This is a genomic window from Chloracidobacterium sp. N, assembly GCF_018304765.1.
In the GTDB taxonomy this organism is placed as follows: domain Bacteria; phylum Acidobacteriota; class Blastocatellia; order Chloracidobacteriales; family Chloracidobacteriaceae; genus Chloracidobacterium; species Chloracidobacterium aggregatum.
Window position 1 is genome coordinate 1,460,988 of sequence record NZ_CP072642.1, and the last position, 17,158, is coordinate 1,478,145.

The 17,158-nt window shown below is 65.6% G+C and carries 14 protein-coding genes; all 14 read left to right on the forward strand.

The annotated features are described in order from the left end of the window. Positions 1-78: 78 nt before the first annotated feature. The 14 genes from J8C05_RS06045 to J8C05_RS06110 all read left to right on the forward strand — a co-directional run bounded on the left by J8C05_RS06045 (position 79) and on the right by J8C05_RS06110 (position 17,004). A complete protein-coding gene (locus J8C05_RS06045) occupies positions 79-1,380 on the forward strand; it encodes a PEGA domain-containing protein (protein ID WP_211421381.1) in 1,302 nt (433 codons plus the stop codon). A gap of 69 nt (positions 1,381-1,449) precedes the next feature. Continuing rightward, positions 1,450-4,128: a hypothetical protein gene (locus tag J8C05_RS06050; protein ID WP_211421382.1), complete on the forward strand. Its 2,679-nt coding sequence runs from the start codon at positions 1,450-1,452 to the stop codon at positions 4,126-4,128. Positions 4,129-4,153: 25 nt separating this feature from the next. Continuing rightward, positions 4,154-5,206 carry a DNA-3-methyladenine glycosylase family protein gene (locus J8C05_RS06055; protein WP_211421383.1) on the forward strand — a complete coding sequence of 351 codons (1,053 nt, stop codon included), beginning with the start codon at positions 4,154-4,156 and terminating at the stop codon, positions 5,204-5,206. Between the two features lie 98 nt (positions 5,207-5,304). Further along, positions 5,305-6,978, forward strand: a complete 1,674-nt coding sequence (locus J8C05_RS06060) for a DUF4388 domain-containing protein (protein ID WP_211421384.1) — start codon at positions 5,305-5,307, stop codon at positions 6,976-6,978. 43 nt (positions 6,979-7,021) lie between these two features. Then, positions 7,022-7,756, forward strand: coding sequence for a TraB/TrbI/VirB10 family type IV secretion system protein (locus J8C05_RS06065; protein ID WP_211421385.1), 735 nt, complete (start codon positions 7,022-7,024; stop codon positions 7,754-7,756). A gap of 58 nt (positions 7,757-7,814) precedes the next feature. Continuing rightward, positions 7,815-9,239: a M16 family metallopeptidase gene (locus tag J8C05_RS06070; RefSeq protein ID WP_058867487.1), complete on the forward strand. Its 1,425-nt coding sequence runs from the start codon at positions 7,815-7,817 to the stop codon at positions 9,237-9,239. Between the two features lie 48 nt (positions 9,240-9,287). Beyond that, on the forward strand, positions 9,288-10,079 hold the full coding sequence (locus J8C05_RS06075) for an MBL fold metallo-hydrolase (protein ID WP_211421386.1): 792 nt from the start codon (positions 9,288-9,290) through the stop codon (positions 10,077-10,079). Between the two features lie 41 nt (positions 10,080-10,120). Continuing rightward, positions 10,121-10,564, forward strand: coding sequence for an acyl-CoA thioesterase (locus J8C05_RS06080; protein WP_211421387.1), 444 nt, complete (start codon positions 10,121-10,123; stop codon positions 10,562-10,564). Continuing rightward, positions 10,561-11,943 carry an adenylosuccinate lyase gene (gene purB, locus J8C05_RS06085; protein ID WP_211421388.1) on the forward strand — a complete coding sequence of 461 codons (1,383 nt, stop codon included), beginning with the start codon at positions 10,561-10,563 and terminating at the stop codon, positions 11,941-11,943. Before J8C05_RS06080 ends, purB begins: the two co-directional genes overlap by 4 nt. 166 nt (positions 11,944-12,109) lie before the next feature. After that, complete coding sequence (locus J8C05_RS06090; RefSeq protein WP_211421389.1) at positions 12,110-13,645, forward strand: DegQ family serine endoprotease; 1,536 nt, start codon at positions 12,110-12,112, stop codon at positions 13,643-13,645. 230 nt (positions 13,646-13,875) lie between these two features. Beyond that, complete coding sequence (locus J8C05_RS06095) at positions 13,876-14,190, forward strand: hypothetical protein (RefSeq protein ID WP_058867492.1); 315 nt, start codon at positions 13,876-13,878, stop codon at positions 14,188-14,190. Positions 14,191-14,218: 28 nt separating this feature from the next. Continuing rightward, a complete protein-coding gene (locus J8C05_RS06100) occupies positions 14,219-15,757 on the forward strand; it encodes an aldehyde dehydrogenase family protein (RefSeq protein ID WP_211421390.1) in 1,539 nt (512 codons plus the stop codon). 105 nt (positions 15,758-15,862) lie between these two features. Beyond that, a complete protein-coding gene (locus J8C05_RS06105) occupies positions 15,863-16,543 on the forward strand; it encodes a dienelactone hydrolase family protein (RefSeq protein ID WP_058867494.1) in 681 nt (226 codons plus the stop codon). Positions 16,544-16,572: 29 nt separating this feature from the next. Then, complete coding sequence (locus tag J8C05_RS06110; RefSeq protein WP_058867495.1) at positions 16,573-17,004, forward strand: single-stranded DNA-binding protein; 432 nt, start codon at positions 16,573-16,575, stop codon at positions 17,002-17,004. Positions 17,005-17,158: the final 154 nt, after the last annotated feature.

The following is a 17,158-nucleotide window of genomic DNA, read 5'->3' on the forward strand; positions in this document are numbered from 1 at the left end:
GGATAAACTGACGCCCCAAAATCGTTATCAGACTATCGTTACACCCACAGACGACACCCCGTTGCAATTCACCCCACTATGGCAAAATATCAGCGCCACGAGTCGCCCAATATCGAACACCCGATGAAAGCCCAACCCAAAGCACCCATCCTGACCCCGCTGCCACCACGCCCCCTGCCACCTCCCAAAGCCCCGCTGCCCAGCCGCCGGGCCGTCACCCAGTGGCTCTACGGACTTGGTGGTATCCTGGTCCTCCTCATTGCGGGCGCCGCGCTGCTCTACTTCTCCAAACCCACGGTCATCATCCTGACCAACGCCACTGGCGCCACCGTCTATCTCGATGGCGAGCCACGCGGTTCCACCAACCAGCTCAACCGCTTTTCCCTGACCGGCGTCAGCCCCGGCAAGCACGCCGTCCGCCTCACCCACCCCGAATACCTCGACACCGAACAGGTCATCACCGTCGAGTATGGCTTCCTTGCCACCAAGGTCAACCTGCCCCTGCGCCCCGCCCGGTTCACGCTCACCATTCAGACCGAACCCCAGACGACGGTCCGGCTGGACGGCATCCAGGTCGGAGAAACCGATCCCCAAACCGGGGTCCTCGCCATCCCGAACGTCCGGGTCGGCCCCCACCAGCTTTCCCTCCAGCGAACCGGTTACCTTCCCGTCGCCAGCCCGGTGGATATGCCGGAAAGCGACCACCAGCTCGCCTTCCCGCTCCACCTCGACCTCAACGGCTACTGGAAAGGCACCTGGCAGGAAGCGGCCACCGGCAAGGCCGGCGAGTTCATCCTCAGCCTCGGCCAGACCGGCACCACCCTTTCGGGCCTCTGGGAAGAGCCAGCCCCCACCCCGGCCAAGCCCCCGCGGTCATTTCCCGTTCTGGGCCGTCTCCTCGACCGGCAGCGCCTGACGCTCGAACGCAAAGACGAAACCGGACGCACCCTCACCTTTGAAGGACAGGTCTCCGCCACCGGACGCGAGGTGCTCGGCACCTGGCAGGACGGCAAACGCACCGGCCACTGGACCGGCAGCCGCTCCGACACCAAACCCACCTTCAGCGCACTTCCCGGCGTCCCGCCGCTCCCCACCGCCGTTGAGCCGGGACCCCGCCTGACCACGCCGACCGACGGCCTGACGCCCCTTCCCCCGGCGCTGCCGGGACCCACGCCCACGGAGAGCGGCGACACCTCCCCGCTCAGCCGGGCCCAGTCCCTCTACGAACAGCGGCGCTACGAAGAAGCCCTCGCCCAGTGCGATGCCATCCTCAAACAGGACCCCAAAAACAACGCCGCCCGCGACCTCAAGCGTCGTATCCAGAAGTCACTCGACATTCTCAAGGCGCCACCCGGTGGCAGTGAAACCCCATCGCCCTAGACGGGACTTCCCTCCGGGACACGCCCACGCCATACTGCCCAGCGATTTTCATACCGACGAACCCGTGCCATGCCGATGCTGAACTACCTCCTGTGCTGGTTGCTGGTCCTCCTGCCCCTCACACCTGCCGGATACGCCCAGCAGGACAGCCGGCCGCTCTCGCTCGAACAAATCAAGCGCCTGATTCAGAATGACTTCCCCGATACGGCGCTGGCCGGCGAAATCCGTGACCGGGGGATTGATTTCTCCGCGACCTTCGACCGGCAGACCCTCGAATCCCTCCGGCTGCTCGGCGCCCAGGAAAAAACCCTGCGGGCGCTCGAACCCTACCTGCCCAAAGCCTCCGTCCGCGTCATCACCAGACTCGACCGCACCATCGTCCTCGTGGACGGCAAGCAGTACGGCATCACCGATACGACCGGCATCCTCCAGATCAACGACCTCGAACCCGGTGAACACCTCATCGAAACCCGCAACCGCCCCCGCTACAAAGACGGCCAGCTCCGGGTCGTCCTGCGCCCCCGCGACAACCAGGAAGTCGTCTTTGAACCGGAAGTCAACGTCGGGACGCTGACCATCACCCCCCTCACCCCCAATCTGGAAGTGACGGTCTATAACGAACTTGCCTCCCTGACCGGGACGTTTGCCAAACGGGAACTCGCCCCGGGTATCTACACCCTCCAGGCCCGCAGCCGCTGGCACCAGCCCATCACCCAGATCATCCAGATCAAAGCCGGCCAGCACCTGACCCTGCCCGTCGAACTGGAACTCGACGAAGCCCTGCTTGAAACCACCGTCGTTGAAGCCCAAAAGGCCTTTTCGAGCAAAGATTACACCAGGTCAGTCAATATCCTGCTTGAAGTCCTGAACATCACCCCGCGCAACCTGCCGGCACTCAACCTCCTCGCCCAGAACTACCTCCGGCTCAACGACACCCCCAACTTCACCGCCACCGCCAAACGCATCCTGGATGCCGACGGCACGCTCGACTTTGCGCTCCTGCTCCACACCGAGAAAAAAGGGCCGCAGCCGGTCCGCCTCCAGCTCTCCCGTACGGCCCTCACCCTTGAATGGCTTGATGGCAGCGAGACCCAGACCTTCCCGCTGGAAAACTTCTCCCGGGCCTTCATCCGGGGCGATGTCCAGAGCGAGATTTTCCTCGTCCTGGCCGGCGCACGCGCCCCAAAGCGCATCCCGGACCTCCAGTTTTCCATGGCCAACACCTATGACCCCCGCGACGAAAATCGCGAGCCACAACTCTCCCAGCGTGACAAAATCAATCTGCTCTGGAATATAGAAGAAGTTTTGCGGTTTTCACTTGAAGTCCACCGGGAATTCCTGGCCGTCGCGGCCGCCCGCCCCGGCCGCGAACCCGCCAGGCCCACCGATCAACCCCCGTCCGGCAAAGGCAAGCCGGCGGTCCCAGCCTCCAGAGCCCAGGAACCGGCACCGGACCCCCCTGACCAGACCGCCCGGAAAGAACCCGGCTCCGCCCCCAAAGCCCCCCAGCCGGATACCGGGAACGACTCCCGGAAAAAGAAGGAAGATGCCAAAAAAGCCAAAGATACCAAGCGTAAGGAAACCAAACCTGAAGTAGCACAGGAAAAACAGAAGGCTGACCGCCCCACGTCCGCCACGGACCGCGCCGCCACGGACCGCGCCGTCCCGAACCGTACATCCCCAGCGCCCCCGGCCAGGACGGAAGACTCCGCCTCCCGGAGCGCTGCTTCCCCGAAGACCACCGACGAAAATGCCAGCCTGGCCGCGCTCCCCCCCAGGGATACCGTGCCGGCCACGGCGCCGCCCAGGACGAAGCCATCCAGGAAAGAAACCTCAAAGAAAGAAACCGCGAAGGAAGCCGCCGGAAAACCGGAAACCTCGCGGCCGGAAACCTCCCGGAAAGCACCTTCTGGCACAAAGGACACTCCCGGCCAGACCGAAGCCCCCAAAAAAGAAGCTCCCGGAAAGGCCGCGCCGCCCAGAACACCAGCCCCGGCCGATACGGCCGCCGCCGTACCACCGGATATGCCGGATGACCTCACCACCGGCGCGCCCTCCCCCGTTCGCGCCCGCGCCCTCATCGGCACCATGATCGGCGCCGTTGGCGGACGCGCCACCGTCGAACGCATCACGGCCGCCCAGTTCTACGGCACGCAGATCACCACCGAGCCGGACCTGACCACCCCGACCTCCGCCCCCGATCCCAAGCCCATCCGCCAGTTCTGGACGCGCAACAGACAGCTCCGCTTTGAAGTCTCCCCCGGAACGCCCACCGGCCTCGTTTACCTCCGGGTTGAAAAGGACTTCTGGCAGCGCGCCAACGGGCGCGTCGAACGCATCACCCAGACGGAACTCCTCCGCCAGGTACGCATGCAGTCCAAGCTGGCCGGCGTCGGCCTGTACCAGCAGCTTCTGTCCCCGGAAAACAAGGTCATCCGCTTTTCCCGCCACCTGGCCGACGGCCGCGTGGAGGAAACCATCCGGGTCACGGACCGCGACGGCGACACCTACGATGTCGTCATTGACCTCGAAACCCGCCGCCCGCAGAAGTGTACCTACCAGTTGCCCACCGACCTGGGCCAACCCCTCCAGATCGAGGAACGCTACGAGGACTTCCGGCTGGTCAGCGACGTGTGGCTGCCCCACCGGATCATTCGGAGCGTGCAGGGCGGGCGAACCGTCACCATGACGTTTACGGACATCCAGTTGCCCCCGGCGCTCAGCGGCGACCTGTTCCGCCGTCCCTGAAAACCCTGCCCCTCTGTCCTGCCCGGTGACGGACACGCTCCCACTCCCCGCTCCTTTCAACCCCGACCTCACGCTGTGCGGCGGGCAGGCCTTCCGGTGGACGAAAGACCCCGCCGGCCCGGCCTGCCAGCCGGCCTACCAGGGCGTCGTCGGGGACATGGTGGTCCGCCTCACCCGGATGGACTCCGGCACGGGCTCTGGGACGGACCCCGGCAACGCGGCTTCCGGCCACTGGCGCATTCAGCTCCTCAACCACCCGCTGACCCCGACCCGGCAGCGGCAACTCCGGGCGTACTTCGATCTTGACCGGGATTACACCACGGCCCACCGGGCAGTCATGACGCGCCTGGCGGCACTTCAGCGCCACGGACAGCGCCCGGAACCCCCGTTCCAGGCAGATGACCCGGCACATGACCCGAAGCGGTTTCCGGCCGCCGGCTTCCCGGCCGCGGACGGGCTCACTCCGGCCCGGCCTGACCTCGCCGGGCTGCGCCTCCTGCGCCAGCCCTGGTTTGAGGTCATGGTGTCGTTCGTCATCTCCAGCAACAACCACCTGCCACGCATCCGCCAGATCATAAACGTTATCAGTCGCACGTTCGGACAGCCCATCACGCCCACGGACTATGCCTTCCCCACCCCGGAGGCCCTTGCCGCCGCCAGCCCCACCACCCTGCGCCACACCTGCCGCGTCGGCTACCGCGACCACGCCCTCCACCAGCTCGCCACCCAAATCGCCCACAACCTGACCTTCTGGGAAACGGCCGCCACCTGCCCCACCCCCGAACTCCGCCGCCACCTCCTGACCCTCCCCGGCATCGGGCCCAAAGTCGCCGAATGTATCCTTCTCTTCGGCTTCCACCGCTGGGAAGCCTTCCCCATCGATGTCTGGGTTCGCCGGTCCCTGCTTGCCTGCCTGGGCCGGCCAACTGCTCCCCCCCCGGCCGACCGCGCGCTGGCCGCCCTCGCCGCCAGCACGTTCGGCCCCTTCGCCGGCCTCGCCCAGCAGTACCTCTTTGAACTCGCCCGGCTCCACCTCCCCCGCCGCCCCAAACCCAACGCCACACCGGATGAGGGGTAGCCCACCTTCCAGCAACCGGGTATGATGCCCCTGACCACAACGACGGAACGTGACCCCTGCCAAGTGCCAGGGCCAAGTGCCAGGAAGGAAGCTGCGCCATGCCTGAGTCACCACAGCCACCCGCCCATCCCGCCGAAGAGGCGCCGCCTGCCCCCGCCGCGCCTTCGCCGCCCATGACCGGACGGCTGACCACCATCGGCGTGCCGGACCTGCTGCGCCGCGCCTACAGTGAACGGTTCACCGGCGAACTCCTCCTGTCCCGGGGAGACGAGCAAAAACAGATTTACTTCGAGACCGGCAACATCGTCTTCGCCGCCAGCAACCAGCCCGCCGACCGCATCGGCACCTCGCTCCTGCGGCAGGGCCTCATCACCCAGGACGACTTCAACCGCATCCTCGCCCAAGCCCACGAAGGCAAACGCTTCGGACAGGCCCTGGTCGAAGCCGGACTGATGTCCGAACGCGACCTCATCACCAACATCACCTTCCAGGTCCTCGACATCATCTACTCCGTCTTCAACTGGACGACCGGCGCCTTCGAATTCATCCCCGGCGAACACCGGGTGGCCGAAGAACTCAAGCTCAAACTCACCACTGCCAGCATCATCCTGGAAGGCGTCCGCCGCATCGAGGACTTCGGCATCATCCGGCGCGGCCTCGGCGACCTCAACCGTTTCATTGCCCCCTCCTCCTCACCGCTGCTCCGCCTGCAAACCATGACGCTCAAGCCCTTCGAGCGCCAGCTTCTGGAACTCATCACCCAACCGCTCGACCTGCTCCACATCCTCGTGGTGGTCAGCTCCCCGCCGGCCGCCACCCTCAAAGCCATCTTCGGGCTCATCTCCGCCGGCGTCCTCGAACAAACCGAGCCGCCGACGCTTTCCCGCGACACCGGCAAATTCGAACTGCCGGCGGCGCTCCGGCCGGTCATCCCGCTGGCCACGCCCACGACGACCTCCCAGGCCCAGCCCGCCTACAGCCCGGACTACGCCGCCTTCCGGTCACGGCTCGATGAACTCTGGGCACGCATCCGGCTCAACAACCCGCACCTGATCCTCAATGTTCCCGTTGGCGCGGCTCTGGAAGACATCAACTTTGCCTACCTGCGCCTGGCCGACCAGTTCCACCCCGACCGCTTCCTCACCGCCCCCATCCCCCTGCGCCGTGAGGTGGAGGAAGCCTTCCGGCATATCGTGCAGAGCTTCGAGTACCTCCGCCAGCAGGCGCTTCAGGTACGCCTCCAGCGCACGACCGGCCGCTTCATGGCCGTCCCCGGCGCCATCCCCGGCCTGGCGCGCACCACCGGGGCCTACCCGGCCGCGCCCACCGCCCCCGCGCCACCACCGGCACGGGCGGCCGCACGCACCCCCAACCCCGTCAAACCCACCGGCAACGCCGAAGTGGACGCCGCCATTGATGACCTTCTGGCCTATCTCGATGACCAGAAAGCCCCCCTCCTCGTCAGCGATGCCCTTTCCCTGCTGCTCCGCACAGAACCACCCTTCGCCCTGCCCCGCGAGCGGGTGGCTGAAATCGTGGCCGGCTGGGCCTATAATCAGTCCAGCCAGCGCCACCGCCCCCTCAACGAAATGCTGCTTGCCGCGCTGGAAGACATCCGCCATGCTGAACGCGCACGTGTCCTCAAAGCCTTCGACCCGGATGCGTTTTACGAAGCCTTTGTCGCCGACCTCATGCCGTTCTGCCCCCCGGAAGAGCAGGAACTTTTCCAGCTCAAGCTGGGCGGCATTCGGGAGTTTTTACGCCACGCCTGACCCCGCGCCACCTGCCCGACGGCGCGCCTCTGGAGGATCGCCTATGTCGTACGTCATTCGTCGCCTTCACGACACCCGCCGGCGCTGCTTGGCGTATGCCCTCACCGGAAGCCTGTTCTTCGGACTCACCCTTGGCGGCACATCGGCCACGGCGCAGTCGCCCAATGATCCGCCCACCCGGCCGCGCACTTACGCCGCCACTCCGGCCGACCGCGTGACGCTTCCCGCCGGCACGGCGCTCACCCTCGAACTCCTGACCCCGGTGCACACCCGCATCAATGCGCCCGGCGATGAAGTCATTGCCCAACTCCGTGAGTCCGTCCGCCTCGCGGACGGCACCCTCGTGCTCCCGCGTGGAACAGAAGTGCGTGGCACGATTGCCGCCGTCAACCCGGCCAGGATGCCCCAGCGGGCTGCCCGCCTCCAGATGGTCTTTGATACGGTCATCACCGATTTGGGCAACCAGCCGTTGGCTGCGGTCGTGGTTTCCATTGACGATGTCGGCAACGAAGCCCGCCTGCGTGCCGACCAGAGCGGAACCGTCTCCGGGGGACACAGTGGGCGGCGCACCGTCCAGAACACCATCAACGGCGGCTGGCTGGGCAGCATCGGCTCCGGCATCATCGTCCTGTCCGGCGGCAGCGGTGCCGCAGCGGCCGGGGCCCTGGGTGGCGGGGCTCTGGGTGGTGTTCTGCTCACCCGTGGCAACGACATCCGCCTGCCATCCGGGACCATCGTCCGTCTTTCCCTGACCAAACCCAACACCTTCGCGCTCTGAACCCGCGCTTCCAGCGCCGGCGAGCCACCATCCGCACGGGACCGCAAGCAAGGCAGCCGTGAAGAAATCCATTCCACCCACGCCCACCCCGGAGACGACACCCCACCAGCCACAGCCTTACGTTCCGGCCCACCTCACCCATCCGCGCCGGCACCGCACCCGGCGGCGCGGATGGCAGCGGACCCGCCTCCCCAACGGGTTGACGGTCATCGTCGAACCCATGGCACACGTGCGCTCCGTGGCCGTGTCGGCGTGGAGCCGGATGGGCGCCCGCCATGAGCCGGCGGCCTACAATGGCATCAGCCACTTCGTCGAACACATGCTGTTCAAGGGCACCCGGCGCCGCACCACCCACCAGATTGCCGTCGAAAGCGACCGGCTCGGTGGACAGGTTGAAGCCGCCACCATGATGGAAGGCGTCAACTACCACATCCAGACGCTCGACCTGTACCTGCCCCAGGCCCTGGACCTGCTCCTGGACCTGCTGGGCGCGCCGCGTTTTGACGAAACGGAGTTTGCCCGCGAGCGCAGCGTCATCCTCGAAGAAATCAAAATGATCGCTGACAACCCCGAAGAGCTGGCCTTTGAGCACTTTCTGGCCAACTTCTTCCCGCAGCACGCCCTGGGACGCCCGATTGAAGGCACCCCGCGCACCCTGCGCCGCCTCAGCCCGGATGACCTCCGGCGCTTTCACCATCTGGCCTACCACCCCCAAAACCTCGTCATCTCCGTGGCGGGCCATGTGGAGGCGGCCCTCGTCCTGGAGCAGTGCCAGTCCGCATTTGCCGGAACCACACCTTCAGACCCGGCACAAAGTGAACGGTATCAGGTATTTGAACCCTATGTCGGCGCGCCGACGTTCTGCCTCAACGAACACCGCGACACCGAGCAGGTTCACCTTCTGCTGGGACTCCCCGCCCCCTCCCTCCTGTCGCCCGACCGGACGGCCTCGACCCTGCTCGCCACCCTCCTGGGCGGCGGCCTCAGCTCGCGCCTCTTCCTGCGCGTCCGGGAGGAAGCCGGACTGGCCTACAACATCTATGCCGACGCCATGGCCTACCGCGATGCCGGTGTCTTCCTCATCTATGCCGCCGTGGCCCCGCGCAACCTCAAGCGGACCGTCCGCGCCATCCTCACGGAAGTCGCCGCCGTCGCCAGTGGCGACCTCACCGAAGACGAAGTTGACCTCGCCAAAGCCCAGCACCTGACCAGCCTCCACCTCGGACACGACACGAGCAGCGTCCGCGCCAACCAGGATGGATACCAGGAAATCACCTTCGGACAAGTCTTTAGCAATGAAGACCTGGAGCAGGAAATCAACAGCGTCACCCGTTCCCAACTCCAGCTTCTGGCCCGGGAACTCTTCGCCGGAAAAGTCTTTTCCGGGCTGGCCCTGGGCGATCTGGGACGCTACCAGCTTGCCCCCGCCAGCCTGCACGTCCCACGCCATGTTCCACGTTCAACCGTTCATGTGATTTCTTGAAAGAGCCGGCGATGTCCACGGAAGACCAGAAACATCACCCGGAGCCCCATGCGATTCACCCTCCTGGCCAGCGGCAGCACCGGTAACGCCACCCTCATCGAGACTGCCCGGACGGCCGTCCTCATTGACGCCGGACTGTCTGCCCGCACCCTCGTGCGCCGGATGACCGACATCGGCTTTGACCCGACCCGCCTGGCGGCCATCTTCATCACCCACGAACACAGCGACCACGTCGGCGGCCTTTCCGTCCTCTCCCGCCAGCTCGCCCTGCCGGTGTTCATCGCCCCGCCCGCCCGCCGGCAACTGCGGTTCAAGGACCGGGACATGTCCACCATTCCCTGGGCCGACCCGCTCACGGCCGGACAGCCCGTGGTCATCGGCGACCTCACCGTGACCCCCGTCGCCGTGCCCCACGACGCCGCCGAGCCGTTCATCTTCACCGCCACGGCGGCCGGGGTCAAACTCGCCGTCGTCACCGACCTGGGTTACATCCCCGCCCACGTCGCCCACCACCTGACGGGCTGCCAGGCTCTTGTCCTCGAAGCCAACCACGACCGCGACATGCTCCGGGCCGGACCCTACCCCTGGGAACTCAAGCAGCGCATCAGCAGCCGCGTCGGCCACCTCTCCAACGAGGACATGGCCCGCTTCCTGCGGGAGGATTTTGACGGCGCGGCCGCCCACATCGTCCTGGCCCACCTGAGCCAGCACAACAACCACCCGGCGCTGGCCCGCCTGGCCGCCCTCCAGGCACTCGACGCGCACTACCCGCACCGCGCTTGGGAAACCGTCGTGACCGTGGCGCCGGCCGCCGGACTTCCCCACTGGTGCCCCCTGTAAGGTTTCCGCCTCCAAGTCCACGCACCCTCTGTACAACGGCTATGCCCCGCTCCGATTTCGCCTTTGCCCACCCCCTGCGCGTCCGCTGGGCCGAAGTGGATGCCCAGGGCGTCGTTTTCAACGGCCACTACCTGACCTATTTTGATGTCGGCGTCACGGAATACTGGCGCGCTGCCGGATTCCACTACCCCGGCGATTTCACCACACCCGACAGCGACCTCTTTCTCATCCGGGCGGCCGTCACCTATCATGCTCCGGCATATTTTGATGACCTTCTCGAAATCTGCGTCCGTTGCGCCCGGTTGGGACGCTCCAGCATGACCTATGCCCTCGCCATCTACCGCCAGGACACCCACCTGACCGACGGAGAACTCATCTACGTCTATGCCAATCCGAAAACCCGCACGGCCCAGCCGCTCCCGGCGGATCTCCGGGAACGCCTCGGCCGCTTGGCCCCTGCCCCGGATACCACGCACCACCCATGATCCCACGCTATGCCCTGCCTGAAATGACCGCCCTGTGGAGCGACGAACGGCGCTTTGCCACCTGGCTGGACATTGAACTCGCCGTGTGTGAAGTCCAGGCCGAGCTGGGCCTCATCCCGGCCGAAGCCGCCGCCGACATCCGCGCCAGGGCACACTTCACCGTCGCGCGCATTGCCGAAATCGAGCAGACCACACGCCACGATGTCATTGCCTTCACCACGGCGGTCGCCGAACAGATCGGACCCGCCGCCCGCTACCTCCACTTCGGACTCACCTCATCGGATGTCGTGGATACCGCCAACGCCATCCTCATGCGCGACGCCTGCGACCTGCTCCTGCGCCGCCTCGACGCCCTCGCCGAAGCCCTCCGGGTGCGCGCCTGCGAACACAAGCACACGGTCATGATCGGACGCACCCACGGCGTCCACGCCGAGCCGACGACCTTCGGTCTCGTCCTGGCGCTGTACTACGCTGACCTCCAGCGCAACCGCCGCCGGCTTCAGCAGGCACGCCACACCGTCGCCGTCGGCAAACTCTCCGGCGCCGTCGGCACCTTTGCCCACCTTGACCCGGAAGTGGAAGCCCGCGTCTGCGCCCGGCTCGGCCTGCGCCCGGACCCAATCAGCACCCAGGTCATTCAGCGCGACCGCCATGCCGAACTCCTGCTGACGCTGGCCCTGATTGGCGCCGGACTGGAGAAGATCGCCCTCGAAGTCCGCCACCTGCAACGGACGGAAGTCCGTGAAGCCCGCGAAGCCTTCGGCACCGGCCAGAAAGGCTCCTCGGCCATGCCCCACAAGCGCAACCCCATTGTCTCGGAACAACTCTGCGGACTGGCGCGCGTGCTCCGCGCCAACGCCCAGGCGGCCCTTGAAAACATCGCCCTCTGGCACGAGCGCGACATTTCACACTCCAGCGTCGAGCGCATCATCCTGCCGGATAGCTGTATCCTGACCGACTACATGCTGGTCAAAAGCACCGAACTCATCACCCGCCTCGTCGTGGACGCCGACCGCATGCGCGCCAACCTCGACAGTCTGGGCGGCGTCACCTTCTCCGGTGGCCTCCTGCTGACGCTCGTCCAGCGCGGACTGACACGGGAAGCCGCCTATGCCCTCGTGCAGCGCCTGGCGCTCCGGGCCTGGGACGAAGGCCGCGACTTCCTCACCCTGGCCAGCCAGGACGCCGAACTTCAGCAGTTGCTCACACCGGATGAACTCCGCCGGCAGTGTGACCTTGCCTACCAGCTCCGCCATGTGGACAAACTGTTCCAGCGGGTTTTTGAAGCTCCAACCGGCGAGGCGTTCCCGTTTGGGGAAGACCACTGCCACCAGCCGGGAGGCCCCCGCGGCGTGGACGGCGAGGCGGAACTTTTCTAAGTAGCTGTCGTTTCGGCGAAGCGATGTCCGCCCCGTACCGCGTCCCGCAGTCCACGCCCTGATCACGGTCCCGATGACCGGGCCGTGCCGTCAGGCTGCGTTTGCCGGGCAGACCGGGAAGACGCTTGCCGGGAAGACGCTGGAAAGACGAAGGAGACAGTCACCTATGACGCATTATCAGACGATTGTACCAAGCCACATCACACGTACCCTGACCACCCATACGCTCCACCTCAAAACCTGGCTCGCCGTCAGCCTCCTCACCCTGACGGCCCTGCTCGGCGGCATCGGCGGCACGGTGGCTGCCCGCTGGCTCACCCCAGCCGCCCCCGCCAGCACCCCGCCCCCACCAGCGGCCGACCGCCCCGCCGCAACCGAAACCCTGCCCGTCACCGGACTTTCTCCGGTTGTCAAGGCGACCCTCCCCGCCGTCGTCAACATCTCGACGACCAAAGCCACCCGGGGACAACTCGACCCCGGCCTGGGACTGCCCTTCTTTCCCGACATCTTTGGCCCACTGCCCCAGCAGCGCCCGGCCAACAGCCTGGGCTCCGGCGTCGTCGTCAGTCCCGACGGCTACCTGCTCACCAACCACCACGTCGTGGACGGCGCCAGCGACATCAAGGTGACGTTTGCCGACGGACGCAGCCTCAAGGCCAAGCTCGTCGGCACGGACCCCAAAACCGACATTGCCGTTCTCAAGGTGGATGAAAAGAACCTGCCGGCCATCCCGCTTGGTGATTCCAACCAGCTCGAAGTCGGCGATTTCGTCCTGGCCATCGGCAATCCCTTCGACCTCGGTCAAACCGTGACCTTCGGCATCGTCAGCGCCCTGGGGCGTGGCAACCTTGGCATTGAAACCTATGAAGACTTCATCCAGACCGACGCCGCCATCAACCCCGGCAACTCCGGTGGCGCGCTTGTCAATCTTCAGGGCAAACTCGTCGGCATCAACACAGCCATCATTGCCCGTGGGGCCCAGGGCAACCAAGGCATCGGCTTTGCCGTCCCCGTCAGCATGGCGCGGATGGTCATGGAGCAGCTTATCAGCAAGGGGCGTGTCGTACGCGGCTACCTGGGCGTCACCCTGCAGGACCTCAATGAGGCTCTCGCCAAACAGTTCGGCGTCACTGGCAACCGGGGCGTGGTTATCACCGATGTCACAGCCGACAGCCCGGCCAGCCGCGCCGGACTTCAGCCGGGCGACGTGATTCTGGAATTCAACGGGCAACCCGTCCGCGACCTGCGCACCCTGCGGCTGACCGTGGCCCAAACCCCTCCCGGCACGACCGTCCAGCTCAGGATTCTCCGCAACAAGACGCCGCGCGACATCAGCGCCAAGCTCGATGAACTGCCCGAAGACCAACCCCTGGGCGCTCTGCCGGGGGGTGGTGAGGATGACCGTCCCAATGCTCCGGCCGGAAGCGCCCTGCCGGGCGTGACCGTCGGCGAGTTGTCCCCGGCCGTCCGCAGCCGCCTCAACCTCAAGAGCGGGGTCATCGTGCGGGGCGTCCAGCCGGGCAGCCCGGCGGCCGAAGCCGGTCTTCAGCGCGATGACATCATCCTCCAGGTCAACCAGCAGCCTGTCTCCAGCGTCGCCGCCTTTGACGCGGCTGTGCGCCAGAGCCAGGGCGAGGTGCTGGTGCGCATCTTCCGGGGTGGCGCCAACCTGTTCCTGGTGGTTCCACGGGACCGCAACTGACCAACCCCGGCGCGGCTTCGCGTCCGGCTGCACCCGTCGCTCCGTGGCGGCCCCCAGGCGGGGCCGCTCACGGAACCGACCCGCCCGCAGCCCACACACAGGCAGCCGGAAGATGACTTGTCGCCCCCTGCCGGCCACACTACCCTAGCGGTTGGCTCCTGGGAGAACCATCCCCCCCAGACCGGTTTCCGTCAAGATACCGCCCAATTCCTGCCGTGAGGTGGAGGGCAATGGCTTTTCATTTCCAGCGACGTGACCTGTTCTTCGTCGTAGTCGTGACTCTGGTCGTGGCCGGCCTGGCCTACCTTTCCAGTCGGGGGAAACGACCCCGCCCCGTCGCCGCCGCCTGCGACGTGTCACGCCAGAAACCGGAACTGCCGGTGCGGGAACGGCGCGGGCAGTGCCTGAGTTGTCACGATCCCAACCAGGGCGCGGCCGTCAACCACCGCATCACACCAACGCACCCGCAAAAATGGCTCGATGAAAAATTTGCTTGCACGGGCTGCCACACCATCAGTAAACCCACAGTAGCCAAAATACCCTAGTTCTAATTCCTTTCAGCGAGGCATCCCCATGTCCACACCGGCCAAGAAAACCGTCACCAACGCCAGAAAAAAGGCGACCGCTCCCCCCACCTATGCCAACTACATCCAAGGCGCCTGGGTGGCTTCCAAAAACGGTGAAGTCTTTGCCAACCACAACCCGGCCGACACCCGCGACATCGTCGGCTACTTTCCCCACTCGACGGCCGAGGACATCGAAGCGGCCGTGGCCGCCGCCGCCGAAGCCTACCCCCGGTGGCGGCTTGTTCCACCACCCAAGCGTGCCGAGTACATCTTCCGGGTGGGCGAAATTCTCATCCGTGACAAGGAAGCCATCTCCCACGACATGACCCGGGAAATGGGCAAAGTGCTCAAGGAAACCCGCGGCGACACCCAGGAAGCCATTGACATGGCCTACTTCGTCGCCGGTGAAGGACGGCGGCTCTACGGGCAGACGACCACCTCCGAACTGGCCAACAAGTTTGCCATGACCGTCCGGGATGCCATCGGTGTGTGCGGGCTCATCACTCCCTGGAATTTCCCCATCGCCATCCCCTCGTGGAAAATTCTGCCGGCGATCCTGTGCGGCAACACGGTGGTCATCAAACCCGCCGAGGATACGCCGCTTTCGGTGTACCGCTTTGTCAAGGCCTTTGAGGAAGCCGGGCTGCCGCCGGGCGTCGTCAACCTCGTGACCGGTTACGGGGAGACCGCTGGCGCGCCGCTCGTCACGCACCCGACCATCCGCCTCGTGTCCTTTACCGGCTCGACCCAGGTGGGACGGATCATCGCCACCCAGGCCGCTGACAAAGGCAAGAAGTGCAGCCTTGAAATGGGCGGAAAAAACGCCATCGTCGTCATGGACGACGCCAATCTCGAACTCGCCGTCGAAGGCGCGGTCTGGGGCGCTTTCGGAACGGCCGGCCAGCGGTGCACTGCCGCGTCCCGCCTCATCGTCCACAAGAAAGTCATCAAAAAGTTTACCCAGATGCTCGTCGAACGCACCCAGGCGCTGCGCGTCGGCCCCGGCCTTGATCCCGCCAGCGAAGTCGGCCCCGTGGTCAACCAGGACCAGCTCGAACGGGTGCTCCACTACATTGACATCGGGCGGACCCGGGACAAAGCCAAACTGCTCTGCGGCGGAACGCGCCTTACCGAAGGCGACCTGGCCCATGGCTACTTCATCGCCCCCACCGTCTTCGGCGACGTAGCCCCGCAGTCCGTCATTGCCCAGGAAGAAATCTTCGGCCCCGTGACGGCCATCATCCCCTGCCAGGATTTTGAAGACGCCATCACCATTGCCAATGGCGTCGGCTATGGCCTCTCGGCCGCGATCTACACCAGCGACATCAACCGTGCCTTCCAGGCCATGCGCGATCTTGAAACCGGCATCTGCTACGTCAACGCTCCGACCATCGGCGCGGAAGTGCACCTGCCGTTCGGCGGCATCAAGGGCACCGGCAACGGCCACCGGGAAGGCGGCGTGCAGGCATTTGAGATTTTCTCGGAGTGGAAAACGCTCTACGTTGACTTCAGTGGACGGCTTCAAAAGGCCCAAATCACCGACTAACCCGGCGCACGGGGGCTCCCGCCGGGATATTTCCCGACTGAACCGGTCAGCCCGCTGGTGCAGTCCCCCACCCCGCCGGTCACTTCCCACATGGAGGAGTCTCCCATGGCTGGACAACGTACCGCACTCACCGCGCACAACCTCAGCGTACCGGGCTATCTGAGCCTTCCGGCGGCGAATGGCCCGGGCGTCATCGTCCTTCAGGAATGGTGGGGCCTCGTGCCGCACATTGAAACCGTTGCTGACCGGCTGGCCGAAGCCGGTTACACGGCATTTGCGCCCGACCTCTACCAGGGGCAATCCACAACCTCCCCCGACGAAGCCGGGAAACTCATGATGGCGCTCAACATTGCCCAGACCGCCGGGCAGTTGCGCGCCGTCGTTCAGGCGCTCCTGGAACACCCCTCAACCCAGGGGCACCCCAAGGTCGGTGTGATTGGTTTCTGTATGGGCGGCCAGTTGGCCCTGTATGCAGCCTGTGAAAACCCGGACATCGGCGCCTGCGTGGACTTCTACGGCATCCACCCCAACGTCAAACCCGACTTCGCCAATCTGTCCGCGCCGGTGCTGGGCATCTTTGCCGAAAAGGACGCCTTCGTGACCCCGGAAGCCGTGGCGGCCCTGCGGCAGGAACTCGACCGGCACGGAAAGACCTACGACTTCGAGACCTATCCCGGCACCGACCATGCGTTTTTCAACGATACGCGCCCCGAAGTCTATCACCCTGATGCTGCCTACGACGCCTGGGACCGCGTCCTGCGCTTTTTCAAGACCCACCTGCCATAGCTCTCAGTCCCAGAGGAAAGAAGCCCGCCATGTCGTTCAACAAAATCATCATCTACGGCCACCTCGGACGCGACCCCGAAATGCGCTTCACCCCACAGGGCGTTCCCGTCTGCACCTTTTCCGTTGCCACCAGCGAGCGTAAAAAGGGACAGGGCGACAGCGAGCCGACGGAAACCACGACCTGGTTCCGTATCACGGCCTGGCGCAATCTGGCGGAAACGGCCAACAAGTATCTCAAAAAAGGCAGCCCGGTCTATATCGAAGGCCGGCTCAGCGCCCGCGAGTGGACGGACAACGAGGGAACCAAACGGACCTCGCTCGAAGTCACGGCCACAGAGCTGCACCTGATGGGCAGCCGGAGCAGCGGCGAAGAATCCGGCGACGCCGAACCCGAAGCTGAAGCGAGAGCGGGCCGGGATACTCCGAAAAAGCCCGCCGAAGACGAGGCGGTTCCATTCTGACCGGACGAAGCTGTGATGCCGGACGACACCCCGCGTCCCTCCCGGTCTGACGCGGCGTACCTGGCGGCGTACCTGGCGCTGGCCTGTGGCATTGCCTTTTTTTGGCAGCTTGGCAACCTGGGTCTGGTGGGGCCCGACGAGCCGCGCTATGCCC